Below are 26,784 nucleotides of genomic sequence, written 5' to 3'. Positions count from 1 at the left end.
TCAGCCCGGCGATGCGGTCGGCGTTCATGTCCATGCCATAGACTTCCCAGTCGGTGGTCTCGAGGATGCGCTTGGACAGGTGGTGGCCGATGAAGCCGTTGACGCCGAGGATGAGGACTTTTTTCATGATGTCGTGGTCGATGGTCCGGTGTTATCGTGGTTCGGTCTGTGCGCGCTGGTGCGTCAGTCGTGCTTGCAGTTCAGTCGGGGAAATGCGCAAGCCGTCGGCCAGCAGGCCGTGGATGGCAAGCATGCGGCCGTCGCCGCATACGCCGACGATCGCATTATCCACGACCGCCAGGCCGGGCGCCATACCGGCCGGGGCCGGGCCGGCGGCGAGGCGCGCGCGTTCGATCGTGTAGCGGTGCGGGCCGCTATCGGTGAAGGCGCCGGGATAGGGCGGGGCGACGGCGCGGTGCAGGTTGTAGACCTCCTGCGCCGGCTTGTGCCAGTCGATGCGGCCGTCTTCCGGCTTGCGCCCGCCGAAGTAGCCGCCCTGCGCCAGGTCGTTGGGCATGCGCGGCGCCGTGCCGTCCAGCAAGGCCGGCAGCACGTGGTAGAGCGCCAGCTCGGCGGCCACGGTGACCTTGCCGAACACCTCGAACGCCGTGTCGTCCGGCAGGATCGGCACCATCTGCTGCGCCACGATGGCGCCGGCGTCCGGCTTGGCCGTCATCTCGTGCAGCGAGGCGCCGCTGTGCGTGGCGCCGTGCAGCACGGCCCAGTTGACGGGCGCGCGGCCGCGATAGGCCGGCAGCAGCGAGCCGTGCATGTTGAACGCCGGCGCCACGTCCAGGATCGCCTGGGGCAGCATGTGGCGGTAGTAGAAGCTGAACATCAGGTCCGGCTGCAGGGCCCGGAGGCGCGCCAGCAGCTCGGGCGACTTCGCGTCGTCCGGCGTCACGTAGGGGATGCCTTCGGTCTCGCACAGCGACAGGACGGATTCGAACCAGATGTTCTCCGTGGCGCTGTCCTGGTGGGTGACGACCAGCGCGACGTCGACGCCGCCGGCCAGCAGGACTTTCAGGCAGCGCACGCCGACGTTGTGGTAGGCGAAGACGATGGCGCGTTTGGGTTTTGCGTTCATGTTGGCGGTGCCATTAAAGAGTCTGCGGTTGTTGGCTAAAGCACGTCGTCCCCGCGCAGGCGGGGACCCAATTTGCGCGCGTGCCGGTCACCCATGCAAAATTGGGTCCCGGCCTGCGCCGGGACGACGGTGGGGAAGTCGTAATGCCGAATCCTTCAGCGCGCCACTTCGCGTTTCTCGACGCTGCCGTCGTCGTCCTTGTCGTCCGGCATGCCCTGCAGCACGGTCGCCACCACGTAGCGCGGGCGCGCCCGCACCTGCTGGTAGATGCGGCCGACGTATTCGCCTACCAGGCCGATGCCGAACAGGATCACGCCCATGAAGAAGAAGGCGATCGCGAACAGGGTGAACACGCCGTTGGCTTCCGAGCCCACGAACAGGCGGCGCAGCAGCAGCACGATGACGAGCAGCGCCGACAGCAGCGACATGGCCATGCCCAGCATCGAGAAGAATTGCAGCGGCACCAGCGAGAAGCCGGTCATCAGGTCGAAGTTCAGGCGGATCAGGCTGTACAGCGAGTACTTCGATTCGCCGGCCGCGCGCTCCTCGTGCTCGACCACGATCTCGGTCGGCCGGCGCGCGAACTTGTACGCCAGCGCCGGCACGAAGGTGTTCACCTCGCCGCACTGGTTGACCAGGTCGATCACGTTGCGGCCGTAGGCGCGCAGCATATTGCCCTGGTCGGTGATGTGGATGTTGGTGATGCGCTCGCGCAGCCGGTTCATCGCCTTCGACGCCACCGTGCGCCAGGCCGAATCCTGGCGCTTGCGGCGGATCGACCCCACGTAGTCGTAGCCCTCGCGCATCTTGGCGATCAGCTTGTGGATTTCTTCCGGCGGGTTCTGCAGGTCGGCGTCGAGCGTGACGACGATCTGGCCGCGGGTCTGCTCGAAGCCCGCCAGGATCGCCATGTGCTGGCCATAGTTGCCGTTGAACAGCACCACGCGGGTCACGTCCGGGCGCTGGCGGTACTGCTCGGCCAGGATCGACACCGAGCGGTCGCGGCTGCCGTCGTTGACGAACACGATCTCGTAGGGCATGCCCAGGCCGTCCAGCGCCGGATACAGGCGCGCGAACAGGTTGGCCAGGCCGGCTTCCTCGTTGTAGACCGGGATGACGACGGACACTTCGGGTTTGGCCAGGACCGTCATTGTTGCAGCACCTTCTTGACGGCGGCCACGACGCGTTCCACGTCCTGCAGCGTCATGGCGTTGAACATCGGCAAGGTCACGGTCAGGCGGCCGATCCGCTCCGCCACCGGGAACATGCCCTCCCTGAAGCCGCGCTCGCGGTACAGCGTCAACAGGTGGATCGGCGCGTAGTGGTAGCCGGTGCCGATCTGGAATTCCTTCTGCATGCGCGTCATGAACTCGGCGCGCGTGCCGGGGCCGTGGTCCGGCAGGATGATCTGGAACAGGTGCCAGTTCGAGGTGCCGAAGGCCTGCACCGGCAACTGGGCACCGCTCGCGGCTTCGAAGTCGGGACCGAACCGGTCGAAATAATGGCGCGCCAGCGCGGCGCGGTGCGCCGTGAGCGTCTCGAGGTGCTTCATCTGGCCCAGGCCGATCGTGGCCATGATGTCGCTCATGTTGTACTTGCCGCCAAGCACGTCGACGTCGATGCCGTCCACGCCGCTGCGCGTGACGCCCTGCAGGCGGTATTTTTCCGCCAGGCGCGCTTCTTCCAGGTCGTTCAGCACCAGGCAGCCGCCTTCGCCGGTCGTGATGTTCTTGTTGGCCTGGAAGCTGAACGAGGCGAAGTCGCCGAAGGAACCGATGCGCTTGCCGTTCCAGGTCGCGCCGAGCGCCTGGGCCGCATCCTCGACGACGCGCAGCGCGTGCTTGTCCGCGATGGCGTACAGGCGGTCCATGTCGAGCGGCAGGCCGGACAGGTAGACCGGGATGATGGCCCGGGTGCGCGGCGTGATGGCCGCTTCCAGCTTGTCGAGGTCGATGTTGCGCGTGACCGGGTCGATGTCGGCGAACACGGGCGTGGCGCCGACCTCGAGGATGACGTTGGCGGTGGCCGGCCAGGAAATGGGCGTGGTGATCACTTCGTCGCCCGGTCCCACGCCGGCGATGCGCAGCGCGATTTCCATGGTGCAAGTACCGGAATTGAAGGTGCGCACGGGGCGGCCGCCGAAGTATTCGGACAGCAGCGCCTCGAACGCCGCGTTCTTCGGGCCGGTGGTGATCCAGCCGGAGCGCAGCACCTCGCCGACGGCGGCGATGGTGTCTTCGTCGATGGTGGGCCGGGAGAAGGGCAGGAAGGGCAGCTCTGCGTTCATGGAAAGCTCTTGGATGTCTTGGTCGAAGTGGTGGTCGGGGCGCTTGCTGCGCCCTCGTGGTGTCGTGTGCGTGGCGAGCGCATTGTAGCAGCGCGCCGTTCAGGTACGCGCGAGCAGGATCACGCCCAGCATGATCACGCCGATGGCCAGCAGGCGCTGGGGCGGAATGACCTCGCCCAGGAACATCCAGGCGCCGGCCGCCGAGATCACGTAGCCCAGCGAGAGCATCGGATAGGCGATCGTCACGTCGGTGCGCGACAGGCCGATGATCCAGACCACCAGCGACACGCCGTAGCAGGCCAGGCCGCCGAGGATCGGCAGCTGGGTCGCGACCTTGACGAAGGTCTGGACGGCATTGCCCATGGTGAGGTGGATCGCGCCGCCGAGGGCATTCGTGCCCGCCTTGAGCAGCAGCTGGGCGCAGGCGTTGAGGATCACGCCGGAAATGATGAAGGCAAAGGTAGTCAGGTTCATGGAGGAATCGGTGAGGGAATCAGAAGTTCGCGATGACGGCGCGGCGCGTATCCGCGGCGACGACGCGCAGCGGCACGCCGGCGCGCTGCAGCGCGGCCACGTATTCGGGACGGACGATGGCGACGCCGCGCCGGCCCGCCGCGGCGTCGCGGCGCCAGCGCGCGGTCCAGGCCTGCATGTCCGGGATCCACAGCGCGGGTTGCTGGCGCAGGCCGAACGCGAATTCGTCCTCGAAGGCGACCAGGGTCACCGTGCGGCCCAGGTAGAAGGTCAGCGACTGCTCGTACAGGCCGACCGAGTACACCGGCACGGCCGGGTCCATGGCGCCGGCGGCGCGCAGCGCGGGCAGCATGTCGGCGCCGGCGCGCGCGCGTCCGAGCGGTTCGAAGCCGGCCATCGCCAGCTGGGTGGCGGCGAAGCCCGAGACGGCCAGCACCAGCACCGACAGGTCGCGCACCATCTGGCGCGCGTACAGCAGCGCCAGCAGGCCGCCGACCAGCAGCACCAGGCCGGTCGCCAGCACCCACGGCTGCCAGGCCGCGTACAGCGCGTCCTCGCCGGGGCGGCGCGCCAGGCGCTCCATGAACGGCACCAGCGCCAGGAATACCACGCCCAGCAGGGCGATGCTGCCGGCCGCCAGCATGCGGCAGCGGCGCGGGCCGACGTCCAGGTAGTGCGCGGCCAGCAGCGCCAGGGCCGGGAACACCGGGATGATGTAGCCGGGCAGCTTGGAGCTGGACTTGGAAAAGAACAGCATGATGAACACCACCCACACGAGCAGCAGCAGGCGCGGGCGGAACGTCGCGCCCGCGTCGTCCGGCGCGCGGCGCGCGCCGTGGACCAGGCTTTGCGCGAGGATGCCGAGCCAGGGCAGGCTGCCCACGGCCAGCAGCGGCAGGAAGAACCACCAGGCGCCTTCGCGGTTGTGTTCCTTGAGCAGGAAGCGGTCGAGGTGCTCGTGGATGAAGAAGAAGTGCGGCTGCTCCGGGTTCTTCAGGCCGACCAGCACGAACCAGGGGGCCGCGACCAGCAGGAACAGCAGCAGGCCCTTGGCCAGGTGCAGGCGGCGCCAGACGCCCCAGTCGCGCGCGACGAGCGTGTACACCACCAGCACGCCGCCCGGCAGCACGAGGCCGACCAGGCCCTTGGACAGCACGGCCAGCGCCATGGCGACCCAGCACGCCAGCATCCAGTGGCGGTTCTGCGCCGGCGTGGCGCCGTCGCGCTGGGCCAGCAGCAGGGCGCACAGCGAGATCGTCATCATGCCGGCCAGGCCCATGTCGAGCGAATTGGCCTGGCTGCCGGCGACCCAGTACACGGACGAGCCGAGCACCAGCGCCGCGTAGAAGCCGACGCGCGCGTTGAACACGCGCGCGCCGGCATAGCCGGTCAGCGCCACGCCCAGCAGGCCGCACAGGCCCGTCCACAGGCGCGCCTGCCAGTCGCCCACGCCGAACAGGGTGAAGGTCAGGGCGTTCATCCAGGTCTGCAGCGGCGGCTTCTCGAAGTACTTGATGCCGTTCAGGCGCGTGGTGATCCAGTCGCCGCTGGCGAACATCTCGCGCGCCATCTCGGCATAGCGGCCCTCGTCGGCGGGCACCAGCGTGCGCACCCCCAGCACGCCCAGCAGGACGACGGCGAACACGAACAGCAGGGACCAGCGCAGCGGCTCGTTCCGGTGCAGGTCGTTCATGCCGGGGCTTTCTTGCCCTCGATAATCAGCGCCAGCGTGACCTTGCGGCCTTCGCCCATCAGGATGTTGTAGGTGCGGCAGGCGGCATGGCTGTCCATGCTCTCGACGCCGATGCGCAGGTCCGACAGGCTGGCGACCAGGCGCGGGTGGACGAAGCGCTGGCGCTCGCCGGTGCCGAGGACCACGACGTCGGGCTTGTCGGCGGCGATGGCCTCGAAATGCGCGGCGGTCAGTTCCTCGAAGCTGGCCACGTCCCACGGGCGCGGCGCGACCTCGGGCATGACCAGCACGCTGTAGTCGAATCGCTTGGCATTGATTTCCACGCCGGACTGGTCGTAGCCGGTGACTGTCTGGTATTTTTCGGTGCTGCTGGAATGGAGCTTCATGGCGGGCAGATCATGTTCGCGGATGCGGGCGCGTATTTTAACCTGCGAATTTAATTCGCTGGATTACTTAAAAGTTATGTTCGGTTGCTTAAATCGACCGGTTTAGGCAGAATGGAATTTTTCGCATTGCAACAAGAAGCCTCGCCGAACCCGCTGCGCGTCGCGTTGGCCGCCTGCGATGCGCGCCGTACTTTCGTACCGCCGCGCCTCCCGGCCACCATCGCTTCGCCACGGTGCGACGAGACTTCGATCGATGCGTGGACTGCCGCCGGCGAACCGCGGCTTCTATCTGGGTGAACGTGTGCGACCGATCCTGAAATCCAACAAGCTCGACGACGTCTGTTACGAAATCCGCGGTCCGGCGCTGCAGATCGCGCGCCAGATGGAAGACGATGGCCACAAGATCATCAAGCTGAACATCGGCAACCTGGCCGTGTTCGGCTTCGATCCCCCCGACGAGATCGTGCAGGACATGATCCGCAACATGTCCGGCGCGGCCGGCTATACCGACTCGAAGGGCATGTTCGCGCCGCGCAAGGCCGTCATGCACTACACCCAGGGCAAGAACATCCAGGGCGTCGGCATCGACGACATCTACCTGGGCAACGGCGCCTCCGAACTGATCGTGATGGCGATGCAGGGCCTGCTCAACGGCGGCGACGAGGTGCTGGTGCCGGCGCCCGACTACCCGCTGTGGACCGCGGCCGTCAGCCTGGCCGGCGGCAACCCGGTGCACTACGTGTGCGACGAGGAAGCCGGCTGGATGCCCGACATCGACGACATGCGGAAAAAAATCACGCCGAACACGCGCGCGATCGTCGTCATCAACCCGAACAACCCGACCGGCGCGCTGTATTCGCGCGAGGTGCTGCTGGAGATCATCGAACTGGCGCGCCAGCACCAGCTGATCGTCTACGCCGACGAGATCTACGACAAGACGCTGTACGACGGCCACGAGCACGTCTCGATGGCCTCGCTGGCCGACGACGTGCTGTTCGTCACGCTCAACGGCCTGTCGAAGAACTACCGCTCGTGCGGCTACCGCGCCGGCTGGATGGTGGTGTCGGGCGAGAAGCGCCATGCGAAGGACTACATCGAGGGCCTGAACATGCTGGCCTCGATGCGCCTGTGCGCGAACGCGCCGGGGCAGTTCGCGATCCAGACCGCGCTGGGCGGCTACCAGAGCATCGCCGACCTGGTCGCGCCGAACGGGCGCCTGACGCGCCAGCGCGACCTGGCCCACAAACTCCTGACCGATATCCCGGGCGTGACCTGCGTGAAGCCAAAAGCCGCGCTGTACATGTTCCCGCGCCTCGACCCGAAGATCTATCCGATCGCCGATGACCAGCAATTTATCTGCGAGCTGCTGTCCGAGGAAAAAGTCCTGCTGGTGCAAGGCACCGGCTTCAACTGGAAAGCGCCGGACCATTTCCGTCTGGTGTTCCTCCCCAATTCCGACGACCTGACCGACGCGTGCACGCGCATCGCACGCTTCCTCGACGGCTACCGGCGCCGCCACGCGCGCTGACTGAACAGACATATTTATGAAACCGATCAAAGCAGGCCTGCTGGGCATCGGCACCGTGGGTGCCGGCACCTTCCAGGTGCTCCAACGTAACCAGGAAGAAATCCGCCGCCGCGCCGGGCGCGGCATCGAAGTGACGATGGTCGCCGCGCGCAACCTCGAGCGCGCCCGCGCCGTCGTCGGCGCCGGCTGCGAGGTCGTGGCCGACCCGTTCGCGGTCGTCAACCATCCCGAGATCGACATCGTCGTCGAACTGATCGGCGGCTACGAACTGGCGCGCGAACTGGTGCTGCAGGCGATCGCCAACGGCAAGCACGTCGTCACCGCCAACAAGGCGCTGCTGGCGCTGCACGGCAACGAGATCTTCGCCGCCGCCCACGCGAAGGGCGTGATGGTGGCGTTCGAGGCGGCCGTCGCCGGCGGCGTGCCGATCATCAAGGCGCTGCGCGAAGGCCTGTCGGCCAACCGCATCGAATCGGTGGCCGGCATCATCAACGGCACCACCAATTTCATCTTGTCCGAGATGCGCGACAAGGGCCTGGACTTCGCCACCGTGCTCAAGCAGGCCCAGGAACTCGGCTATGCCGAGGCCGACCCGACCTTCGACATCGAAGGCGTGGACGCCGCCCACAAGCTGACCATCATGGCCGCGATCGCCTTCGGCATCCCGATGCAGTTCGGCAGCGCCCACATCGAGGGCATCAGCCAACTGCAGGCCATCGACATCCGCTACGCCGAACAGCTAGGCTACCGCATCAAGCTGCTGGGCATCACCCGGCGCACCGTCGTCGACGGCGAGGAGGGCATCGAACTGCGCGTGCACCCGACCCTGATCCCGTCCGCGCGCCTGATCGCCAACGTCGAGGGCGCGATGAACGCCGTGCTGGTGCAGGCCGACGCCGTCGGCACCTCGATGTACTACGGCAAGGGCGCCGGCGCCGAGCCGACCGCGTCGGCCGTGATCGCCGACCTGATCGACGTCACCCGCTCGGCCACCGTCGACCCGTACTCGCGCGTGCCGCACCTGGCCTTCCATCCGACCGAGCTGGCCGACGTGCCGGTCCGCCCGATGGAAGAGATCAGCACCAGCTATTACCTGCGCGTGACCGTGCAGGACCAGCTGGGCGTGATGGCCGACCTGACCCGCATCCTGGCCGACGCCGGCATCTCGATCGACGCCGTGCTGCAGAAGGAGCCGGGCGAGAAGGCGCGCACCGACATCGTCATCATCACCCACCAGACCCGCGAGAAGTTCGTCGACGCCGCCATCGGCAAGATCGAGCAGTTGCCGGCGACCGAAGGCAAGGTGGTGCGCATCCGCCTGGAAAGCCTGGGCTGAGCCGTCCCGGCCCACGACCGGCGCGGTTCACGAGAAGCGGCGCCGTTCACGGGAAGCGGCGGCGCGCGGGCGGCAGCGCGAAGTGGACGAGGCAGTCGTCGGCGAATTCGTCGACGCTCTGGCGCGGCATGGATGGCTGCGCGTCCAGCGGGGCAATGGTGAGCGCGCACAGTTCGCGCTCGATCCGTTCGAACAACGCATCGTGGGCGTTGCCCTGGAAGAGGGAAGGGTTGGTCGTGTTCATCCGCGCATTCTACGTGCGCTGCACTGCACAAGAAGCGTGTTCCTTGGCAGGTTTGTGCTGTCTCAAACCGCTCCGGATTTTCCCTAATGCATGCTTAGCTGCGCGCAATGTATGCGGAATAATTGCTTCCTCCACGTCGCGGAGGGCGGTCCTCCCGGCACCGCCGCGCGGTTCCCGACGGATGCGCGGCACGCGCGACGACTCGATTTGATGCCGGGCAAAGGCTTGGAATCGAGGATAGGATAGCGCACGGTGGCGGTTTCCATCGCCGGCAGTGGCGGAATCCGCGACCCTGTTTGAACGCAAGCAACAGCCGGTGTTCAAGCCCGGGCAGGTGTTGTAGATTGTCGCATCCCTCGACAACACGACGACCAGCATGAGCCACAGCCATTCCAGCCACTCCCGCCATTCGGGCCAGTTCGCCCTGCTCGGCCAGCGCCGCTTCGGTCCCTTCTTCTGGACCCAGTTCCTGGGCGCCTTCAACGACAACCTGTTCAAGACGGCGCTGATGGTCGTGCTGACCTACGACGCGCTGTCCTGGACCACGATGGCGCCGGCGCTGCTGAACAACCTGATCCCCGGCCTGTTCATCCTGCCCTACGTGGTGTTCTCGGCCACGGCCGGCCAGATCGCCGACAAGGTCGAGAAGGGCCGGCTGGCGCGCTTCGTCAAGCTGCTCGAGATCGGCATCATGGCGATCGCCGCGCTGGGCTGGCTGACGCACACGCTGTGGTTGCTGATCGCCGCGGTGGCCGGCATGGGCGTGCATTCGACGCTGTTCGGCCCGGTCAAGTACGCCTACCTGCCGCAGCACCTGCGCAACGACGAGCTGGTCGGCGGCAACGGCGTGATCGAGATGGGCACCTTCGTCGGCATCCTGCTGGGCGAGGTGATGGGCGCGATCCTGGCCGGCCACGGCGCCGCCGGCGTGCACCTGGTCGCCTTCGGCACGCTGGGCGTGGCCCTGCTGGGCCTGGCGGCGAGCTGGCGCATCCCGCCATCGCCGGCGCCGGCGCCGGACCTGAAAGTCAGCGCCAACGTCGTCGCCGAATCGGTGCGCAACCTGGCGTTCTCGCGCAAGAACCGCACCGTGTTCCTGTCGATGCTGGGCAATTCCTGGTTCTGGTTCTACGGCGCCTTGCTGCTGGCGCAATTCCCGCTGTACGCCAAGGACTACCTGCACGGCGACCACAGCGTGTTCGTGCTGCTGCTGACCATTTTTTCGCTGGGCATCGGCACCGGCTCCCTGCTGTGCGAAAAACTGTCGGGCGGCAAGGTCGAGATCGGCCTGGTGCCGTTCGGCGCGATCGGCCTGTCGCTGTTCGGCATCGACCTGTACTTCGCCAGCCTGGGCTACACGAATACCGCGACGGTCGACTTCACGGGCCTGGTGGCCCAGCCGGGCGCGTGGCGCATCCTGGCCGACCTGTTGCTGCTGGGTATGTTCGGCGGCTTCTTCATCGTGCCGCTGTTCGCGCTGATCCAGACGCGCTGCGACCCGCAGCACGTGTCGCGCACCATCGCCGGCATGAACATCCTGAACGCCCTGTTCATGGTGGCGGCGGCCGGGGTGGCGATCCTGCTGGTGGGGCAGGGCTTCACGATCCCCGAAATGTTCCTGACCACCGCGCTGCTGAACGCCGTCGTCGCCGTCTACATCTTCTCGCTGGTGCCGGAATTCCTGATGCGCTTCCTGGCCTGGCTGCTGATCCACACGATCCACCGCGTCTCGACGGTGGACGCCGGCCGCATTCCCGAGCAGGGCGCCGCCGTGCTGGTCTGCAACCACGTCAGCTACGTCGACGCCATCGTCATCATGGCCGCCAGTCCGCGCCCGATCCGCTTCGTGATGGACCACCGCATCTTCAGGACGCCGATCCTCGGCTTCATCTTCCGCACCGCCAAGGCGATCCCGATCGCGCCGGCCAAGGAAGACCCGTGGCTGATGGAAAAGGCGTTCATCGACATCGCCCACGCGCTGCACGACGGCGAACTGGTGTGCATCTTCCCGGAAGGCAAGCTGACGCGTACGGGCGAGATGAACGAATTCCGCGGCGGCATCGCGAAGATCGTCGAGCGCAGCAAGGTGCCGGTGATCCCGATGGCCCTGCGCGGCCTGTGGGGCAGCGTGTTCTCGCGCGACCCGTCGAACGTGTTCGAACGCTCGTTCGCCCGCGGCCTGCGCTCGCGCCTGGCGCTGGCCGTGGGCGTGCCGGTGCCGCCGCAGGAGGCGACGCCCGAGACCCTGTACGACCGCGTGCTGGCGCTGCGCGGGGAGTGGAAGTGAGTTTTATCGTCTTGCTTTGGTGAATACTTAACCTTTGCGTACGGCTTTGCTATAATTGAGGTTCGAGTCGGGGCGTAGCGCAGCCCGGTAGCGTACCTGCATGGGGTGCAGGTGGTCGGAGGTTCGAATCCTCTCGCCCCGACCAATCGAATCAACGAATCAGGCCAGCTTTTCAGCTGGCCTTTTTCATGTCCGCTTCCCTCCCGCTCAGTCCGCCCGCTCAGTCCGCCCGCTCAGTGCGCCGGCTCAGTGTTGGTAGTACTCGTCCGAGGCGACATAGATCTCCACCTGGTCGGCATGCAGCGCGTGCGGCGCGATCGCCGCGAGCGCGAATGCCGAGACGTTGCTGTAGGTATCCACATGCCACGTGAAGCGCTGCCCGTCTTTCTCGAACGTCACCGTCTCGCCATTGGTGACGTTGACGAAGCGCGTCTGCGGCGTCAGCGAGACGATCCGGCTGGCGGAATCCGGCGGCACGGCCTGGCCGTAGGCCGACGCGTCGGTGCGCGACGCCGGGCTGGCGACATTGGCGACATTGGCCGCACCGGCGACGTTGGCGAGGGCGGCAGCGGCGATCAGGAGGATGGCTTGGGTTTTCATGGTGTTGTTCCTTTTGACATGGTTGTGGAGCGGAGTGCGGGGTGCGACCGGCTATGCGCCAGGTCGCGGGAATCCGGCGCGCTCACCGGGGCATTCACTTGTGCGATGCGTCGCCCAGCGCTGCGTTCGCGTGCGCCGATGCGGTGATCGCCGCCGGGAAGCCGGCATAGAAGGCCAGGTGGGTAATGGCGGCCGACAGTTCGGTGGCGGTGAGGCCGTTGGCGATGCCGCGCTTCAGGTGCGCCGGCAACTCCTCCGCATGGCCCAGCGCGATGAGCGCGGCGATCGTGATCAGGCTGCGGTCGCGCGGCGCCAGGTCCGGGTCGGTCCAGACTTGCGAATACAGTGGATGCTCGACCAGGGCGGTGAGCTTGGGCGTGAAGGCGCGCGCGGCGTCGCGCGGGCTGGTGAAATCGATCGTTTTCATGGCAATGCCTTTCGTGGGAGAGCGTGAGTGCCGTGGGTTCAGACCTGGCTGATGAATTTGTTGACCAGGTAATGGTGAATGCCTTCGGTACCGCCTTCGGCACCGATGCCGCTTTCCTTGATGCCGCCGAACGGCAGTTCCGTGGCGACGATGCGGTACTGGTTGATGCCGATCATGCCGGCCTCCAGGCCGTCCGCCACGTCGATGGCGGTACGGGCATCGCGGGTGAAGGCGTAGGCGGACAAGCCGTAGGGCAGGCGGTTCGCTTCGGCGAGCGCGTCGTCCAGGCCGTCGAACGGGCGCAGGATGGCGATCGGACCGAACGGTTCTTCGTGCATCACGCGGGCGTGCAGCGGCACGTCGGCCAGCACGGTCGGTTCGAAGAAGTAGCCCGGCCCCGGAATACGCCTGCCGCCCGTCAGCAGCCGCGCGCCCTGGCGCACGGCGTCGTCGACGAGGGCTTCCATCTTGGCCACCTGGCGCGCGTTCGCCAGCGGGCCGACCTGGGTGGTGGCCTCCAGGCCGTCGCCGACCACGAGGGCGCGGGTGGCGGCCACGAAGCGCTCGGCGAACTGGCCGTAGACGTCGCGCTGGACCAGGAAGCGTGTCGACGAAATGCACACCTGGCCCGTCCCGCGGAAGCGATTGGCGGCGCCGCCGGCGGCGGCGGCTTCCAGGTCGGCTTCCTTGAACACCAGCACCGGGCCGTGCCCGCCCAGTTCCAGCGTGATCGGCTTGACGCCCGCCGCCGCGCGCTCGGCCAGCAGGCGGCCGACGGGCATCGAGCCGGTGAACGCCACCTTGCGCACCAGCGGCGAGGCGATCAGTTGCCTGGACACCTCGTCCGGCACGCCGAACACGACCTGCAGCACGCCTTTCGGCAAGCCGGCATCGTCCAGTGCCCTGGCCAGGGCCAGGGCGGTGGCGGGGCTTTCCTCGCCCGGCTTGATGATCACGCTGCAGCCGGCGGCCAGGGCCGCGGACAGCTTGCGCGCAGGGGTAATGGCAGGGAAGTTCCACGGCGTGAACGCCGCCACCGGGCCGATCGGCTCGCGCTTGACCAGTTGCAGGACGCCGGGCCGGTTGGCCGGCACCACGCGCCCGTCGATGCGCCGCGCCTCTTCCGCGAACCATTCGAAATAGTCGGCGGCGCGCAGGACCTCGTCGCGGCTTTCCGGCAACGGCTTGCCTTCCTCGAGCGTCAGCAGGGTGGCGATGTGCTCGGCGCGCTCGCGGATCAGGGTCGCGCCGTCCTTGAGGATGCGTGCGCGCTCGGCGGGCGCGGTCCGGCGCCAGGTGGCGAAGGCGCGGTCGGCGGCCGCCAGTGCGCGGTCCAGGTCGGACGCGTCGGCCAGCGGCAGGCGTCCGAGAACGGCGAGCGTCGCGGGGTTGACGACGGCGGTGGTGTCGCGGGTGCCGGCTTCCAGCCAGCGGCCGTCGATGAACAGATACAGGGGGTCATACGAAAACGTCTTCATAGTGCATTCCTTTCGCAGCAGGTCGATGTGGGCATTGCATGGGATGAAGCGTAGGCGCCGCGGACGGGCTTGATAAGCCGCCACGGGCCCACAATCGCTTTGCGCGGGCTGCATAAATGGGGCAGGCGCGATGCCCGCCCGTGCGCCGTACCCGGCGCGGATCGGCTGTGCGGTTCGCGCAAAACCGTTGATGGCATTTGCGTGATTGTTGCCCCGGCACCCCTGCTTTACGCTGGCCGCATCACTTATCCGGGGAACCAGCAAATGTCTGCATCGATCACGATACGAACGCGCCTGATCGCCACGATGGCCGTCCTGGGCGTCGTCGTCCTGGCGTCAGGGGGCATCGGCCTCTGGGGCGTGCACAAGGCGAACGGGGCACTGAACAAGGTCTATGCCAACCAGCTGGCATCGGCGGTCAGCCTGGGCAGCATGAAGAACTATCTGAGCCGGGCCCGCTTCGCGATCGATCGCGGGCAGTTCCGGCCCCATGCCGCCGATGTTGCGCAAAGCATGTCCAAGGCCGAGGAATTCATCCGCCTCGCCGATCGCCAGTGGCGGTCATACCTGGCGCTCCCGCTGGCGCCGGACGAGCGCGCGCTGGCCGCGAAGGTGGGCGCGACACGGGACGCCTACGTCGACGACGGCCTGCTGCCGGTGACGCGGGCGTTGCGGGAACGCCGGGCGTCGGACGCCGAAGACCTGATCTTCAACCGCCTGGCGGGCCGCTTCGTCGCCTTCGACGATGCCTGGAACGCGCTCCAGGACTACCAGCTGATGCTGGCCAAGGCGCACTACGAGGAAAGCCAGTCCTTCTATGCGCGCTTTCGCCTTGCCTTCCTGGTCGTGCTGGCCGGGACCGGTCTCCTGGTCGCCGCGGCGAGCGTCACCCTGCTGCGCGCGATCACGCGTCCCGTCGACCGGGCGCTATGCCACTTCGGCCAGATCGCGCACGGGAACCTGGCCGAACGGATCGACATCGGTCGTGCGGACGAGATGGGCGCCCTGCTCGCCGGCCTGGCGGGCATGCAGCAGCAGCTGGCGGCGACCGTGCGGAGCGTGCGCCGGGGCAGTGCCTCGATCGCGCAGGCGGCCGGCGACATCTTCGCCGGCAACCGGGACCTGTCGGAACGGACCGAAAAGCAGGCGGCGAGCCTGCAGGAAACGGCCGCGTCGCTGGAACAGATGACCGGCGCCGTGCGGCGCAACGCGGACAATGCGCGCCACGCCAACGCCCTGGTGACGGCGGCGGCGCTGCAGGCGCGCGAAGGCGGCGAGCACGTGGCGCAGGTGATCGCGACCATGGACCAGATCGAGCGCTCGTCGAACCGGATCGTCGACATCATCGCCGTCATCGACGGCATTGCGTTCCAGACCAATATCCTTGCGCTGAACGCCGCGGTGGAAGCGGCGCGCGCGGGTGAGCAGGGACGGGGATTCGCGGTGGTGGCGACGGAGGTGCGCAACCTTGCCCAGCGCGCCGCCGGTGCGGCCCGCGAGGTCAAGGACTTGATCGAACAATCGGTGCGGCACGTGGCGGCGGGCACGGCCCTGGTCGGCAGGGCAGGCACGTCGGTGCGCGACACGGTGGCGGGCGTGGTGCGCGTCACGGACATCATGGCGGACATCCTGGAAGCCAGCGACGAGCAAAGCGCCGGCATCCACCAGATCAACGAAGCGATCGTCCGGATGGACGCGGCCACGCAGCAGAACGCGGCGCTGGTCGAACAGGCGGCCGCGGCTGCTGGCGCACTGGAAGAGCAGGCCGGCATGCTCGACCGCCTCGTGGGCGGATTCCGGCTCGGGCCGGAGGGCGGCAGGCGGCTGCCGCCCGGCGCCGGCCACGCCGGGCCGGTCGCGTCATGACGGCGCGTCTTCCCGTTCGCCGCAGGCCACCGCCCAGCATTCGGGGGCGCCGATGTGGGCCTTCAACGCATCGATGAAGGTCCGCAGCTTGACCGCCGGCCGCGCCAGCGCGCGCAGCAGGTGGATGTCGGTGCGCATGCACGGCAGGGTGCAGGATTCCGGCGCCAGGTGCACCAGCTTGCCCTCCTGGATCGCGGGACCGGCGACCCAGTCGGGAAGGAGTGCGATCCCCATGCCCGCGCTCACCGCCAGGAACATGGCTTCGAAGTCGTCGCAGCGGAACACGGCCTGGCCGCCGCCGATGGGCTGGCCGAGCAGGTCGGCCCAGCCGAGCAAGTCGTTGCCGTGCAATTTGTCGATCAGGCAGTGCGCGCGCAGCTGCTCCGGCACGCAGGCCGGCATGCCGCGCCGGGCGAGGTAGGCCGGGCTCGCGCACAGCAGCCGGGTTTGCCTGGCGATCCGGGTGGCGATCAGCGTGCTGTCGGCCAGGCTGCCGATGCGGATCACCGCGTCCAGCCGCTCGGCCACCGGGTCCGCGAGCCGCTCGGTCAGGTCCAGCTCGACGCGCAGCGCCGGGTGCCGCTCGGCCAGTCCGGCGACGACCGGGATCACGTAGCGCCGGCCGAAGGTCGGGAAGCAGGCGATGCGCAGCACGCCCTGGACTTCGCCCTTCATCGAGGCGATTTCCTGCTGCGCGTCGTCGAGTTCGTCGAGCACGCGGCGCGCGCGCACCAGCAGGGCTTCGCCGGACTCGGTCAGCGTCAGCATACGGGTCGAGCGCAGGAACAGCGCCGTGTCCAGGTGGGCTTCGAGCGCGTCGATCTGGCGCGCGACGGACGACGGCGTGATGCCGCGCCGCCGCGCCGCGCCGGAGAAGCTGCATTCGCGGGCCACGTCGGCGAAGATGCCCAGGTATTCGGCAAAACGGTCTGTCAGCATGCGCGCGCTCCAGGTGCGGGAAGGATGTCGAGCGGGCGATTATCCCACGAAGGGCCGGCGTATTTCCCGCCCCTCGGCCATTGGATAGGAAGGCGGTCGCGGGCTGCGCGCCGATGCGTGCCGATGTGCGGCGAGCGTCTCCGCTTGTGCGGTTCGTGCAAAGCCGTTTATATCGCCGGCCCGTTTATCGGTGGAGAACATCGTTGTTACCCTGAATTGTGCTTTGCAACATCACTTTTCAGGAGCAAAACGATGCCTTGTACCATCCATGTCAACGACCACGCCCACGTGGTCGACGTCCCCGGCGACACCCCGCTGCTCTGGGTGCTGCGCGATATCCTCGGCATGACCGGCACCAAGTTCGGTTGCGGTATCGCGCAATGCGGCGCCTGCACCGTCCATCTCGACGGCGCGCCGGTGCGTGCCTGCGTGCTGCCGCTGTCCGCGGTCGGCGCGCGCCGGGTCACCACCATCGAGGCGATCGGCGCCACCGCCACCGGCCAGCGCGTCCAGGCGGCCTGGCTCGGCGTCGACGTCGTCCAGTGCGGCTATTGCCAGTCCGGGCAGATCATGGCGGCGACCGCGCTCCTGAACCGCAATCCGGATCCGACCGACGACGACATCGATGCCGCGATGTCGGGCAACATCTGCCGCTGCGCGACCTACGTGCGCATCCGCGCCGCCATCAAGCAGGCGGCGACCGGCAACGTGGTGGTGACGCAGGCGATCGCGCCGCACAGCCGGGGAGCGGGCCAATGAGCCGGGACCGGAGCGGGGTCGCGCCCGGTCGCCGCGCCGTCCTGCAAGCCGGCGGGCTCGCGGTCGCCTTCGCCTGGCTCGGGGTGGCCAGGCCCGCCATGGCCCTGGTCGACCCGCACCGCCAGGCCGGCGATGCAGGCGCCGCGGCGGCCGACGGCGCGCCCGCCTTCGCGCCGAACGCCTTCGTGCGCATCGACGCCGACGGCGCCATCCGCCTCGTCATGCCGATGGTCGAGATGGGCCAGTCGATCTACACCGGATCCTGCATGCTGCTGGCCGAAGAGCTCGACGTCGGCCTGGACCAGATCCGGCTCGAACACGCGCCGCCGAGCGACGCCTTGTACGGCATGAAGATCCTCAAGGCGCAGATCACCGGCGGATCGACCAGCACGCGCAGCACGTTCACCGAGCTGCGCCAGGCCGGCGCCGTCGCCCGCGCGCTGCTCGTCGCCGCCGCGGCGGCACGATGGCAGGTCGCGCCGGCATCCTGCGTCGTCGAGCGCGGCGTCATCCACCACCGGGCCTCCGGACGCAGCCTGCGGTACGCCCAGGTGGCCGCCGCCGCCAACAGGCTGCCGGACCCGGGCAACGTGCCGCTCAAGCAGGCCAGCGCGTTCCGCCTGATCGGCAAGCCGATGGCGCGCCTGGATTCCGGCGACAAGGTGCGCGGCGCGACCCGGTTCGGCATCGATGTGCGACTTCCGGGCATGTGCATCGCCACGGTGAAAGCCTGTCCGACATTCGGAGGCCGGCTGGCGAAGGTCGACGAGCGCGCGGCGCGCGCCGTCCCGGGCGTGGTCGACGTCCTGCGCATCGACGACGCCGTCGCCGTGGTCGCGGTCCATTTCTGGGCCGCCAAGCGCGGGCTGGAAGCGCTGGACATCGAATGGGACCATGGCGCCAACAGGACGTTGACGACCCGCGACCTGCGCGCAGGACTCGCGACGAGCCAGGCGACGGGCAGGGCGATCGTCGGGCGCGAGACGGGACGCCGGCCCGCCGGCGACCTCGTCGAGGCAACCTACAAGCTGCCGATGCTCGCGCATGCGACGATGGAACCGCTCAACGCCACCGTCCACGTCACGCCGGACGGCTGCGACATCTGGGTGGGCACGCAGGTGCCGACGCGCGTCGTCGACAACGCCGCCAGGATCACCGGCCTGCCGCGCGAGCGCATCCGGCTCCATCCGCAGTACCTGGGCGGCGGCTTCGGGCGGCGGCTGGAAACCGACTATGTCGACCAGGCGGTCGCTTTCGCGAAGCTGGTCGCCTGTCCGCTGAAGGTCGTCTGGACGCGCGAAGAAGACATCCGGCACGATATCGTCCGGCCGATGTACCACGACGTGGTGTCCGCCGTCGTCGACCGGCAGGGACGTCCCGTCTGGTTCGGCGACCGGATCTGCAGCGCGACCGTGCTGGGCCGCTGGCGTCCCGGCGGCATGCGCAAGAACGGCCTGGACGGCGACGCGATCGAATGCGCGGCCGACCTGCCGTACGCCGTGCCGAACCTGAAGGTCGAATGGGTGCGGCACGACATGCCGGCCGGACTGCTGGTCGGATGGTGGCGCGGCGTCGGCGCGCTGCACAACCTGTTCGTCGTGGAGAGCTTCTTCGACGAGCTGGCGCACCGCGCCGCGGCCGACCCGGTGGCCTGGCGCAGGGCGATGCTGCACGGCGACCCGCGTACCCTGGCCGTGCTGGACCGCGCCGCGTCGACGATCGGCTGGGGCAGTCCGCTGCCGCCGCGCGTCGGCCGGGGCGTCGCGCTCGGCGCGCCGTTCGGCAGCAAGGTGTGCGCCATCGTGGAGGTCGAGGTCGGCGTCGAGGGCGACGTGCGGCTGCGGCGCGCGGTCATCGCCGTCGATTGCGGCATACCGGTGAATCCGGGCTCGATCGAGGCACAGCTGCAGGGCGGCCTCCTGTTCGGCCTGGGCGCCGCCTTGTTCAACGAGATCACCATCGAAGCCGGCGCCATCGAGCAGGGCAACTTCAACGACTACCGCATGCTCCGGATGAACGAGACGCCCAGGGTCGACGTCGTTGTCGTCGACAGCGCCGAGGCGCCGGGCGGCATCGGCGAGGTCGGCACGGCGATTGCCGCGCCGGCGCTGTGCAACGCGATCTTCGCCGCGACCGGCGTGCGCCTGCGCGAGCTGCCGGTGCGCAGGGACCGGCTCGCCGCGAGCGCGAGCGCCGTGCGCGACGCGCGGACAGGCGCCGCGGCGCAGGGAGGGCAGGCAGCATGAAGCGCACCCTCATCCTTGCACCGCTGGTCCTGGCCGCCGGCGTGGCCGCCTACGGCTACCTGACCCGCTCCGATCCCTCCCCTGGCAAGGCGCCGGTCGTGCATGGCGCGCCGGCGACGGCATCGCGCATCGCCCGGGGCGCGTACCTGGCGCGCGCCGCCGATTGCGTCGCATGCCATACCGCGCCGGGCGGCAAGCCGTTCGCCGGCGGATTGGCGTTCAAGCTCCCGTTCGGCACGCTGTATTCGCCGAACATCACCGCCGACCGGAAGACCGGCATCGGCGACTGGAGCGACGACGACTTCGTCCGGGCGCTGCACGATGGCGTGCGGCGGGACGGCAAGCGCCTCTATCCGGCCTTTCCGTACACGTCGTACTCGTTGCTGAGCCGGGAGGACGTGCTGGCTATCAAGGCGTATCTGTTCAGCCTTCCCGCGACGCGCCAGGCAACGCCGGCGCCGGACCTGTCGTTCCCGTTCGACCAGCGCTGGGCGATGGGCGCGTGGAACGCCGCCTTCTTCAAGAGCCGGCGCTTCGTCGCCGACCCGGGCCGGTCGCCGGCATGGAACACCGGCGCCTACGTCGCAGTCGCACTGGCGCACTGCGAGCAATGCCATACGCCACGCAACATCGGCTTCGCGCTCGATTCCCGCAACACGCTCGCCGGCGCGGTCGTGGAAGGATGGCGCGCGCCCGACATCACGCCGGACCCCGTGCATGGCCTGGGACGCTGGACCGACGAGGAGCTGTACCAGTACCTCAGGCTCGGCCATGCGCCAGGCCGCGGGTCGGCCGGCGGCCCGATGGGCGAAGCCGTGGAAAACAGCCTGCAATACCTGGACCCGCGCGATACGCGGGCACTGATCGCCTATCTGCGCAGCGTGCCCGGGCGCGCCGGCGACGGGCCGGCGGCTCCGGCACCCGGGAGCGTCGTCGCAGCGCCGGCGTTTTCGCCACCGGCCGATACGCCGCCGGCGCTGCGGGACGGATTGCGGCTGTTCGAAGGCAGTTGTGCGAGCTGCCACCAATGGAACGGCCAGGGCGTCCAGTCCCCGTACGCGGCCCTGCTCGGCGCGCGCTCGGTCGGCGATCCGTCCGGCCGGAACATCATGCAGACCCTGCTGCACGGCGCCCACCTGCGGGTGGCGGGGCAGGACGTCTTCATGCCGGCGTTCGGCGCCGCGCTGAGCGACGCCGAGATCGCGCAGTTGAGCAACTACGTGATCCACCAGTTCGGCGGCAAGCAGGGGCGCGTCACCGCCGCGATGGTGGCGCGGCAGCGCCGGCAGTAGGGAAGGACCGCCGCACTTGTGCGAAAAGCGCATAGCGGTTTGTCGACCGCGACGGATTATCGGCCCGGCCGTTCGTCGCTATGCTGGTTACAGTCCTTCTCCTGCACGACGACGCAGGAGACCGGCGTTGACGCGGCATGCGACCGGAAGCCTTTTCCGCCCATGCCATCCATTCGAATGCATCAAGGAGCAAACATGAAAGCGATCATTTTCGACCAGTTCGGCACGACGGATGTCCTCAAGATCGGGGAAGTTCCGGAGCCGGTACTGCGTTCCCACGACCTGCTGGTGCGCACCCGCGCGGCAGGCGTCAACCGCGCCGACCTCACGCACCGCCGTGGCGGCTATGGCCGTCCGGACTTCGGCGACTCGACCATCATGGGCCTGGAAATCGCCGGCGACGTGATCGCCGTGGGCGACGCCGTGCAGGGTTTCGCGGTGGGCGACCGCGTGATGGGCATCGTCGGCGGCGGCGCGTATGCGGAGGTGGCGCGCATCGACCATCGCATGGCGATGCCGATTCCCGATAGCCTCGACTACGTCCAGGCCGCGGCGATCACCGAAGTCTTCGTCACGGCGCACGAAGCCCTGATCCACCTCGGTCGCCTGAAGGTCGGCGAGACGGTCCTCGTCCACGCCGGCGCCGGCGGCGTCGGCGGCGCCGCCGTGCAGCTGGCGCACGCGCTCGGCGCCACGGTGTTCGCGACGGCCCAGGCATCGGCCCACGACCTCGTACGCCAGCTGGGGGCGGACCATGCGATCGACTACGAGACCGAGGATTTCGCCGAAGTCGTCGGCAGGCTGACCAGTGGCCGCGGCGTCGACCTGGTCCTCGATTTCATCGGCGCACCGTACTTCGAACGCAACGTGAACGCGCTCGACTTCGGCGGGCGCCTGGTCCAGATCGGCATCATGGGCGGCGTCGAGGACGCCAGGATCCCGCTGGAGCGCCTGCTGTACCGCCACCTGCAGATCATCGGGACCGTCATGAAGTCGCGCACGCAGGACGTCAAGCACGGCATGTCGCGCCGCTTCAAGGAGCGCTGGCTGCCGGAATTCGCCAGCGGCAGCCTCAAGCCCGTCATCGACAGCACGTTCCCGCTGGCGCAAGCCGGCGCCGCGCAGCAGCGCATGGAAGACGGACTGAATGTCGGCAAGATCGTGCTGACCATCTGACCATCCGGGCGAGCGCCCGAAGCGACCATTCCCATCACCGCCATCATCGCCGCCGGCGCGGCGGTGCGGCACACCCACACAGGAGCACCATCATGACTGTCATCCGTACCGACCTGGTCCTGTCGCAATCCGCGTTCAGCCACGTCATCGACGTCCCGTTCGAACACGTCGACATCGCCCAGTGGCTGTTCACGCTGCCCGAAGCAGAGTACCAGCGCTGCGCCCCGCCCGACCACATCGCCGCAGGAGCGACCTTTACCGACGACGGCCGGCGCATGTCCATCAACGTCGAGATGATCGGCACCGGCCTGGTCGTCCAGCACTACGTCGGCGACGTCACGCAAGCCGCGCATTGCAGGATGGTGTCCACTTCCGACGTGTTCACGCCGAACGGCCGCACCAAGGTCCAGGTGATCTGGGACCTGAGCGTCAGGAAGATCGACGAGACGCATTGCGAGTACACCAACAGCGTCGTATCCCATCCGACCGAGGAATTCCTTGCATTCATCGAGGCGCATGGCATTACCTGGGAACAGGCGCAGTCGGACCGCCAGCAATCGTCGGGCGACCACAACCGCCGCGAGACGCCGCTGTTCGCCGAGAGCATCGCCCGCGCGGCACGCCGCGCCCACGCCTGAGCCGCGCGGCCCGCGCCATCGGCCGGCCGCCACGCGCGTGCGCGTGCCGCGCCGGCCGATGGTGCCTTGCCTCACATGGAAAGGAGAGACCTTTGCACCCGCACTACCCCCTGACCCGATTGCGGCGGCTGCGCAGTCATTCCCACGTGCGCGACTTCTTCCGCGAGACCAGGCTGGCGCTGGACGACCTCGTGCTGCCCATCTTCGTGGAGGAAGACAGCGACGACTTCACGCCCATCGCCGCCATGCCGGGCGTGCGCCGCATCCCGGAACGCAAGCTCGCGTTCGAAGTGGAGCGCCTGGCGCGGGCGGGAATCCGGGCGTTGATGACGTTCGGGATTTCGCATCGCAAGGATGCGCAGGGCAGCGATACCTGGTCCTGCGACGGCCTGGTGGCGCGCATGATCCGGACCTGCAAGGACGTCGCACCGCATCTGGTGATCCTGTCCGACACCTGCTTTTGCGAGTACACGACGCACGGCCATTGCGGCGTGCTGCACGGGGAGCACGTCGACAACGACGCGACCCTGGTCAACCTCGGCAGGCAGGCGGTGGTCGCCGCGCTGGCGGGCGCCGACATCATCGCCCCGTCCGCCGCGATGGACGGCCAGGTGGCGGCGATCCGCTCGGCCCTCGACGAAAACGGATTCGACGCGACGGCCATCATGTCGTACTCGACCAAGTTCGCGTCGAGCCTGTACGGGCCGTTCCGCGCCGCCGCCGGCAGCGACTTGCGCGGCGACCGCAAGGCCTACCAGATGGATCCGATGAACCGGCGCGAGGCGATCCGGGAATCGCTCGCGGACGAAGCGGAAGGCGCGGACGCGTTGCTAGTCAAGCCGGCCGGCGCCTGCCTCGACATCGTCCGCGAGATCAGGAATGCATCGGCCTTGCCGCTGGCGGCATACCAGACCAGCGGCGAGTACGCGATGATCAAGTTCGCCGCCGCGGCCGGCGCGATCGACGAGGGGGCCGTCGTCCGCGAGATGCTGGGCGCCATCAAGCGTGCCGGCGCCGACCGCATCCTGACGTATTTCGCGGACGATATCGCCGCGGGCAGGCTGGCGCTGTGAAGGCGCCGGGACCGGGCGCCGCTCAGCCCTTGATGAAGGCCAGGATGTCGGCGTTGATCACGTCCGCATGCGTCGTCGGCATCCCGTGCGGATACCCCTTGTAGGTCTTCAGCGTGCCGTTCTTGAGCAGCTTGGCCGAGAGCACGCCGGAGTCGGCGTACGGGACGATCTGGTCGTCGTCGCCGTGCTGCACCAGGACCGGCAGCGACAGCTTCTTGAGGTCGGCCGTGAAGTCGGTCTGCGAGAACGCGACGACGCCGTCGTAGTGCGCCTTGGCGCCGCCCATCATGCCCTGGCGCCACCAGTTCTGGATGATGCCTTCCTGCGGCTTCACGCCCGCGCGGTTGAAGCCGTAGAACGGACCGGAGGGCAGGTCGCGGTAGAACTGCGCGCGGTTGGTGGCCACCTGTTGCTGGATGCCGTCGAACACGTCCTTCGGCAGGCCGCCCGGATTCGAGGGCGACTTGACCATCAGCGGCGGCACGGCCGCGATCAGGACGGCCTTGGCCGCGCGCGATTCGCCGTGGCGCGCCAGGTAGCGCACGACTTCGCCGCCGCCGGTGGAGTGGCCGACGTGGATCGCGCCCTTCAGGTCCAGGTGCCGCACGACGGCCGCCAGGTCGTCGGCGTAGTGGTCCATGTCGTGCCCGGTGCCGACCTGCGTCGAGCGGCCGTGGCCACGGCGGTCGTGGGCGATCACGCGAAAGCCCCGCTGCACGAAGTACATCAGCTGGCTGTCCCAGTCGTCCGAGCTCAGGGGCCAGCCGTGCGAGAACACGATCGGCGTGCCGCTGCCCCAGTCCTTGTAGAAGATGTCGACGCCGTCACGGGTCTTCACGTAGCTGGTCGTCATGGCCGGCAGGCCCTTCGGCGCGTCGGCGCCGGCCGCCTGGGCCGGCGCGATCGCGCTCATCCAGGCCAGCGGCAGGGCGGCCGCGCCGCCCGCGGCCATCATCGCCTGCCTGCGGTTGCGGTTGGTGGGGTTATCGTCTCGCGTCGTCATCGTGGGCTCCCTTGGTGAAATGTTGTTCGGCCGTCGATGGCCGATGCCATTGTCGAAGGGAGCCGGACGGCGGTCTAGCCATACGTTGGTATAGGTCGGCCCCGGCGCGGCATCACAGCCGTTCGCTCTCCCGGCGCACGACCCTGCCGACGACGATGCACGCGGCGCCCTGGCACAACTTGCGGTGGTACTTGCGCTGGTCGGGATTGTCCGAGGTCAGCCACCATTGGCCGGCATCGCGCGACAGGCGCTTGATGACGGGCTCTCCCTCGTAGTTGAACGCATACACGACGCCATCGACCGGCTTGGTGTCCATGGTGTTGACGATGACCAGGTCGCCGTCGTACAGCGTGGTTTCCATGCTCTCGCCGCGCACCGTGAGCGCGATGAGCTTTTCGCTGGCGTAGCCGTTCTTCTTGAGCCAGTCCGTCCGTACCGCCGTCGTCGACCCGTCGAAGCGCTCGGGCTCGACCTCGAAGCCGCTGATGCCGGCGGACAGGCGCAACTTGACTTTCGGGATGTGCGTGAAGGTCGGATCGTCGCTGCTCACGCCATGCACGCGGGTGGCGCCGGGCAGGAGCCGGGCGATCTCGTCGTCCGACAGCGGCGCGGCCGGCGCGCTGCCCGCCGGCTGCATCGCGGCGATGATCGCTTCCGGCAGGCTGCGGCGCGTGATCTTGGCGATCGCCATCAGCTGTTGCAGGCTCGGGCTGTGCTTCCGGGTTTCCCAGTGCGAGATATTGGCCTTGGTATGGCCGCGCTCCGTGCCGAGCTCGAGCGCAAGCCTGGCGCCGAGCGCGGCGCCGGACAGGCCGGCTTCGGTGCGTGCCTCCTTGACCCAGGTGGCGATCGTTGCATGTAAGTCCATGACGTTAAGGTATAGGAAATCTAAACACAACTGGTATAGAAATTATTGACTGCAATGTATAGCATAACTATACTTTGATCAATACCCAAGGCAGCGCCTGTCCTGCGAACCACAGCGATGCGCCGACAGGCCGGGGCGGTCTTGGGCAACGACGACGCGCCGTGTCTTTTCAAAGAGGAACCGATGAGAAACCTGACCAATATGGAAGCGATCAGCTACGCCGGCAGCGTGACGTCGATCGCCGCCGCCATGACATCCGCCGACTGGGGAAGTATCGTCGGCATCGTCACCGCACTGCTGACCTGCGCAGCGAACCTCATTTACATGGCGCGTCGCGATCGCCGCGAGCAGCGTGAAAGCGACGCACGCCTGCGCCGCGGCAAATGAATGGGCCCGGCCCGGGCTGCGCTTGGGCCAGGGGCATGCGGTGAATTGACGATCGTTTGCCTTTCTATTCAGGCAATTCGGTATTGTCGTTCCATCATAAAATTTCGACCATCATCCAAACGAGGGGGAGCAATGGCAATCGATCCGATCAGTGCGTTCCGCGGTACGGCGATCACCGCCAGCACCGGCAGAATCAGCGGCAGCGGCGGCTTCGCGGCCGCGCTGGAGCAGGCCGGCGTGAAGCCGAAGACGTCGTACCAGGAACTGGAGGATTATGTGAACATGACGCCCGCGCAGCGCATGCGCGCGGACCTGCTCAAGAAGCTGGGCCTCACCGAGGACGACCTGGCGAACATGTCGCCGGAAGCGCGGCAGGGCGTGGAGGCGAAGCTGCAGGAACTGGTGCAGCAGCAGATGCGGGAGACTAAGGAAAAGCAGCAGGCGAAACAGCAGGCCGGCGCGCGCCAGGCCACGACGCGGATCGATGTCGTGGCCTGATGCCGGGCGTTAGTTGACGAGCGCCTTCGCCTCGCCGACCTGGCTGCGGTAGGCGTCGAAGATGTGGCGCAGCGCGTCGGCCATAGTCACGCTTGGCGCCCAGTCCAGGTCGGCCCTGGTGTTCTCGATCTTCGGCACGCGGTTCTGCACGTCCTGGTAGCCGGCGCCGTAGTAGGCGCCCGAGCTCGTCTCGGTGATCTGCACTTTCTTCG

Annotated in this window: 26 protein-coding genes, 1 tRNA gene and 1 pseudogene; 13 read left to right on the top strand and 15 right to left on the bottom strand. The window is 68.1% G+C overall.

The genetic code is table 11. The features are described from left to right. The 7 genes from QZ749_RS16400 to QZ749_RS16370 form a co-directional block, all read right to left on the bottom strand. A partial coding sequence (locus QZ749_RS16400) for an NAD-dependent epimerase/dehydratase family protein (protein ID WP_296945285.1) occupies positions 1 to 127 on the bottom strand: 127 nt, incomplete at its 3' end. A 24-nt stretch (positions 128 to 151) separates the two neighbouring features. Continuing rightward, positions 152 to 1,087 carry a formyltransferase gene (locus QZ749_RS16395; protein ID WP_296948999.1) on the bottom strand — a complete coding sequence of 312 codons (936 nt, stop codon included), beginning with the start codon at positions 1,085 to 1,087 and terminating at the stop codon, positions 152 to 154. A gap of 155 nt (positions 1,088 to 1,242) precedes the next feature. Beyond that, complete coding sequence (locus QZ749_RS16390) at positions 1,243 to 2,238, bottom strand: glycosyltransferase (protein ID WP_296948997.1); 996 nt, start codon at positions 2,236 to 2,238, stop codon at positions 1,243 to 1,245. Further along, positions 2,235 to 3,374 carry a DegT/DnrJ/EryC1/StrS aminotransferase family protein gene (locus tag QZ749_RS16385; protein WP_296948994.1) on the bottom strand — a complete coding sequence of 380 codons (1,140 nt, stop codon included), beginning with the start codon at positions 3,372 to 3,374 and terminating at the stop codon, positions 2,235 to 2,237. Before QZ749_RS16385 ends, QZ749_RS16390 begins: the two co-directional genes overlap by 4 nt. A gap of 99 nt (positions 3,375 to 3,473) precedes the next feature. Next, positions 3,474 to 3,848: a 4-amino-4-deoxy-L-arabinose transferase gene (locus QZ749_RS16380; RefSeq protein WP_296948992.1), complete on the bottom strand. Its 375-nt coding sequence runs from the start codon at positions 3,846 to 3,848 to the stop codon at positions 3,474 to 3,476. A gap of 19 nt (positions 3,849 to 3,867) precedes the next feature. Then, positions 3,868 to 5,541 carry a glycosyltransferase family 39 protein gene (locus QZ749_RS16375; RefSeq protein ID WP_296948990.1) on the bottom strand — a complete coding sequence of 558 codons (1,674 nt, stop codon included), beginning with the start codon at positions 5,539 to 5,541 and terminating at the stop codon, positions 3,868 to 3,870. Further along, positions 5,538 to 5,927: an Mth938-like domain-containing protein gene (locus tag QZ749_RS16370; protein WP_296948988.1), complete on the bottom strand. Its 390-nt coding sequence runs from the start codon at positions 5,925 to 5,927 to the stop codon at positions 5,538 to 5,540. The genes QZ749_RS16375 and QZ749_RS16370 overlap by 4 nt, the downstream gene beginning before the upstream one ends. Before the next feature lie 301 nt (positions 5,928 to 6,228). On the opposite strand from QZ749_RS16370, the gene QZ749_RS16365 reads away from it, so the two are divergent. Then, positions 6,229 to 7,455 carry a pyridoxal phosphate-dependent aminotransferase gene (locus QZ749_RS16365; protein ID WP_296948986.1) on the top strand — a complete coding sequence of 409 codons (1,227 nt, stop codon included), beginning with the start codon at positions 6,229 to 6,231 and terminating at the stop codon, positions 7,453 to 7,455. A 16-nt stretch (positions 7,456 to 7,471) separates the two neighbouring features. Then, positions 7,472 to 8,791, top strand: coding sequence for a homoserine dehydrogenase (locus QZ749_RS16360; RefSeq protein WP_296948985.1), 1,320 nt, complete (start codon positions 7,472 to 7,474; stop codon positions 8,789 to 8,791). Positions 8,792 to 8,837: 46 nt separating this feature from the next. Here QZ749_RS16360 and QZ749_RS16355 read toward each other — a convergent pair whose 3' ends face one another. Next, positions 8,838 to 9,035, bottom strand: coding sequence for a hypothetical protein (locus QZ749_RS16355; protein ID WP_296948983.1), 198 nt, complete (start codon positions 9,033 to 9,035; stop codon positions 8,838 to 8,840). Positions 9,036 to 9,411: 376 nt separating this feature from the next. On the opposite strand from QZ749_RS16355, the gene QZ749_RS16350 reads away from it, so the two are divergent. Then, positions 9,412 to 11,322 (top strand): MFS transporter, encoded by a 1,911-nt coding sequence (locus QZ749_RS16350; RefSeq protein WP_296948981.1) that lies wholly within the window; start codon positions 9,412 to 9,414, stop codon positions 11,320 to 11,322. A gap of 68 nt (positions 11,323 to 11,390) precedes the next feature. Further along, positions 11,391 to 11,467: transfer RNA gene (locus QZ749_RS16345), tRNA-Pro, on the top strand. 101 nt (positions 11,468 to 11,568) lie between these two features. Here QZ749_RS16345 and QZ749_RS16340 read toward each other — a convergent pair. The 3 genes from QZ749_RS16340 to QZ749_RS16330 form a co-directional block, all read right to left on the bottom strand. Further along, entirely contained in the window at positions 11,569 to 11,922 is a 354-nt protein-coding gene (locus QZ749_RS16340) for a CzcE family metal-binding protein (RefSeq protein ID WP_296948979.1), read from the bottom strand. A 94-nt stretch (positions 11,923 to 12,016) separates the two neighbouring features. Next, positions 12,017 to 12,349, bottom strand: coding sequence for a carboxymuconolactone decarboxylase family protein (locus QZ749_RS16335; RefSeq protein WP_296948977.1), 333 nt, complete (start codon positions 12,347 to 12,349; stop codon positions 12,017 to 12,019). 38 nt (positions 12,350 to 12,387) lie between these two features. Further along, positions 12,388 to 13,827: an NAD-dependent succinate-semialdehyde dehydrogenase gene (locus QZ749_RS16330; RefSeq protein WP_296948975.1), complete on the bottom strand. Its 1,440-nt coding sequence runs from the start codon at positions 13,825 to 13,827 to the stop codon at positions 12,388 to 12,390. A gap of 264 nt (positions 13,828 to 14,091) precedes the next feature. Between QZ749_RS16330 and QZ749_RS16325 the strand changes: the two genes are divergently transcribed. After that, entirely contained in the window at positions 14,092 to 15,693 is a 1,602-nt protein-coding gene (locus QZ749_RS16325; RefSeq protein WP_296948974.1) for a methyl-accepting chemotaxis protein, read from the top strand. Here the strand turns inward: QZ749_RS16325 and QZ749_RS16320 are convergent. Next, positions 15,688 to 16,632, bottom strand: coding sequence for a LysR family transcriptional regulator (locus tag QZ749_RS16320; protein WP_296948973.1), 945 nt, complete (start codon positions 16,630 to 16,632; stop codon positions 15,688 to 15,690). The genes QZ749_RS16325 and QZ749_RS16320 overlap by 6 nt on opposite strands. A 252-nt stretch (positions 16,633 to 16,884) precedes the next feature. Between QZ749_RS16320 and QZ749_RS16315 the strand changes: the two genes are divergently transcribed. The 6 genes from QZ749_RS16315 (at position 16,885) to hemB (ending at position 23,816) form a co-directional block, all read left to right on the top strand. Next, positions 16,885 to 17,391, top strand: coding sequence for a (2Fe-2S)-binding protein (locus QZ749_RS16315; RefSeq protein WP_296948972.1), 507 nt, complete (start codon positions 16,885 to 16,887; stop codon positions 17,389 to 17,391). Then, complete coding sequence (locus QZ749_RS16310) at positions 17,388 to 19,637, top strand: molybdopterin cofactor-binding domain-containing protein (protein WP_296948970.1); 2,250 nt, start codon at positions 17,388 to 17,390, stop codon at positions 19,635 to 19,637. The genes QZ749_RS16315 and QZ749_RS16310 overlap by 4 nt, the downstream gene beginning before the upstream one ends. Further along, positions 19,634 to 20,929 (top strand): c-type cytochrome, encoded by a 1,296-nt coding sequence (locus QZ749_RS16305; protein ID WP_296948968.1) that lies wholly within the window; start codon positions 19,634 to 19,636, stop codon positions 20,927 to 20,929. Before QZ749_RS16310 ends, QZ749_RS16305 begins: the two co-directional genes overlap by 4 nt. A gap of 195 nt (positions 20,930 to 21,124) precedes the next feature. Continuing rightward, on the top strand, positions 21,125 to 22,105 hold the full coding sequence (locus QZ749_RS16300) for an NAD(P)H-quinone oxidoreductase (RefSeq protein WP_296948966.1): 981 nt from the start codon (positions 21,125 to 21,127) through the stop codon (positions 22,103 to 22,105). 92 nt (positions 22,106 to 22,197) lie between these two features. Then, on the top strand, positions 22,198 to 22,743 hold the full coding sequence (locus tag QZ749_RS16295; RefSeq protein ID WP_296948964.1) for a hypothetical protein: 546 nt from the start codon (positions 22,198 to 22,200) through the stop codon (positions 22,741 to 22,743). A gap of 92 nt (positions 22,744 to 22,835) precedes the next feature. After that, positions 22,836 to 23,816, top strand: a complete 981-nt coding sequence (gene hemB / locus QZ749_RS16290) for a porphobilinogen synthase (protein WP_296948961.1) — start codon at positions 22,836 to 22,838, stop codon at positions 23,814 to 23,816. A gap of 22 nt (positions 23,817 to 23,838) precedes the next feature. On the opposite strand, the gene QZ749_RS16285 is transcribed toward hemB, so the two are convergent. Continuing rightward, complete coding sequence (locus tag QZ749_RS16285; protein ID WP_296949000.1) at positions 23,839 to 24,669, bottom strand: alpha/beta fold hydrolase; 831 nt, start codon at positions 24,667 to 24,669, stop codon at positions 23,839 to 23,841. A 262-nt stretch (positions 24,670 to 24,931) separates the two neighbouring features. Beyond that, on the bottom strand, positions 24,932 to 25,687 hold the full coding sequence (locus QZ749_RS16280) for an XRE family transcriptional regulator (protein ID WP_296948959.1): 756 nt from the start codon (positions 25,685 to 25,687) through the stop codon (positions 24,932 to 24,934). A gap of 183 nt (positions 25,688 to 25,870) precedes the next feature. Between QZ749_RS16280 and QZ749_RS16275 the strand changes: the two genes are divergently transcribed. Together QZ749_RS16275 and QZ749_RS16270 are read left to right on the top strand one after the other, a co-directional pair. After that, the gene (locus QZ749_RS16275; protein WP_296948958.1) at positions 25,871 to 26,074 is read left to right on the top strand and encodes a holin; all 204 of its coding nucleotides are present in this window, start codon (positions 25,871 to 25,873) and stop codon (positions 26,072 to 26,074) included. A gap of 132 nt (positions 26,075 to 26,206) precedes the next feature. After that, positions 26,207 to 26,572, top strand: a complete 366-nt coding sequence (locus QZ749_RS16270; RefSeq protein WP_296948956.1) for a hypothetical protein — start codon at positions 26,207 to 26,209, stop codon at positions 26,570 to 26,572. A gap of 9 nt (positions 26,573 to 26,581) precedes the next feature. Here the strand turns inward: QZ749_RS16270 and QZ749_RS16265 are convergent. Next, positions 26,582 to 26,784 (bottom strand): annotated as a pseudogene (locus QZ749_RS16265) (bifunctional UDP-4-keto-pentose/UDP-xylose synthase); the annotation flags it as partial.

The sequence above is a fragment of the uncultured Massilia sp. genome (assembly GCF_913773735.1).
Classification (GTDB): domain Bacteria; phylum Pseudomonadota; class Gammaproteobacteria; order Burkholderiales; family Burkholderiaceae_D; genus Telluria.
The sequence above is the reverse complement of the archived record's forward strand: the minus strand, read 5'-3'. Positions and strand labels throughout refer to the sequence as shown.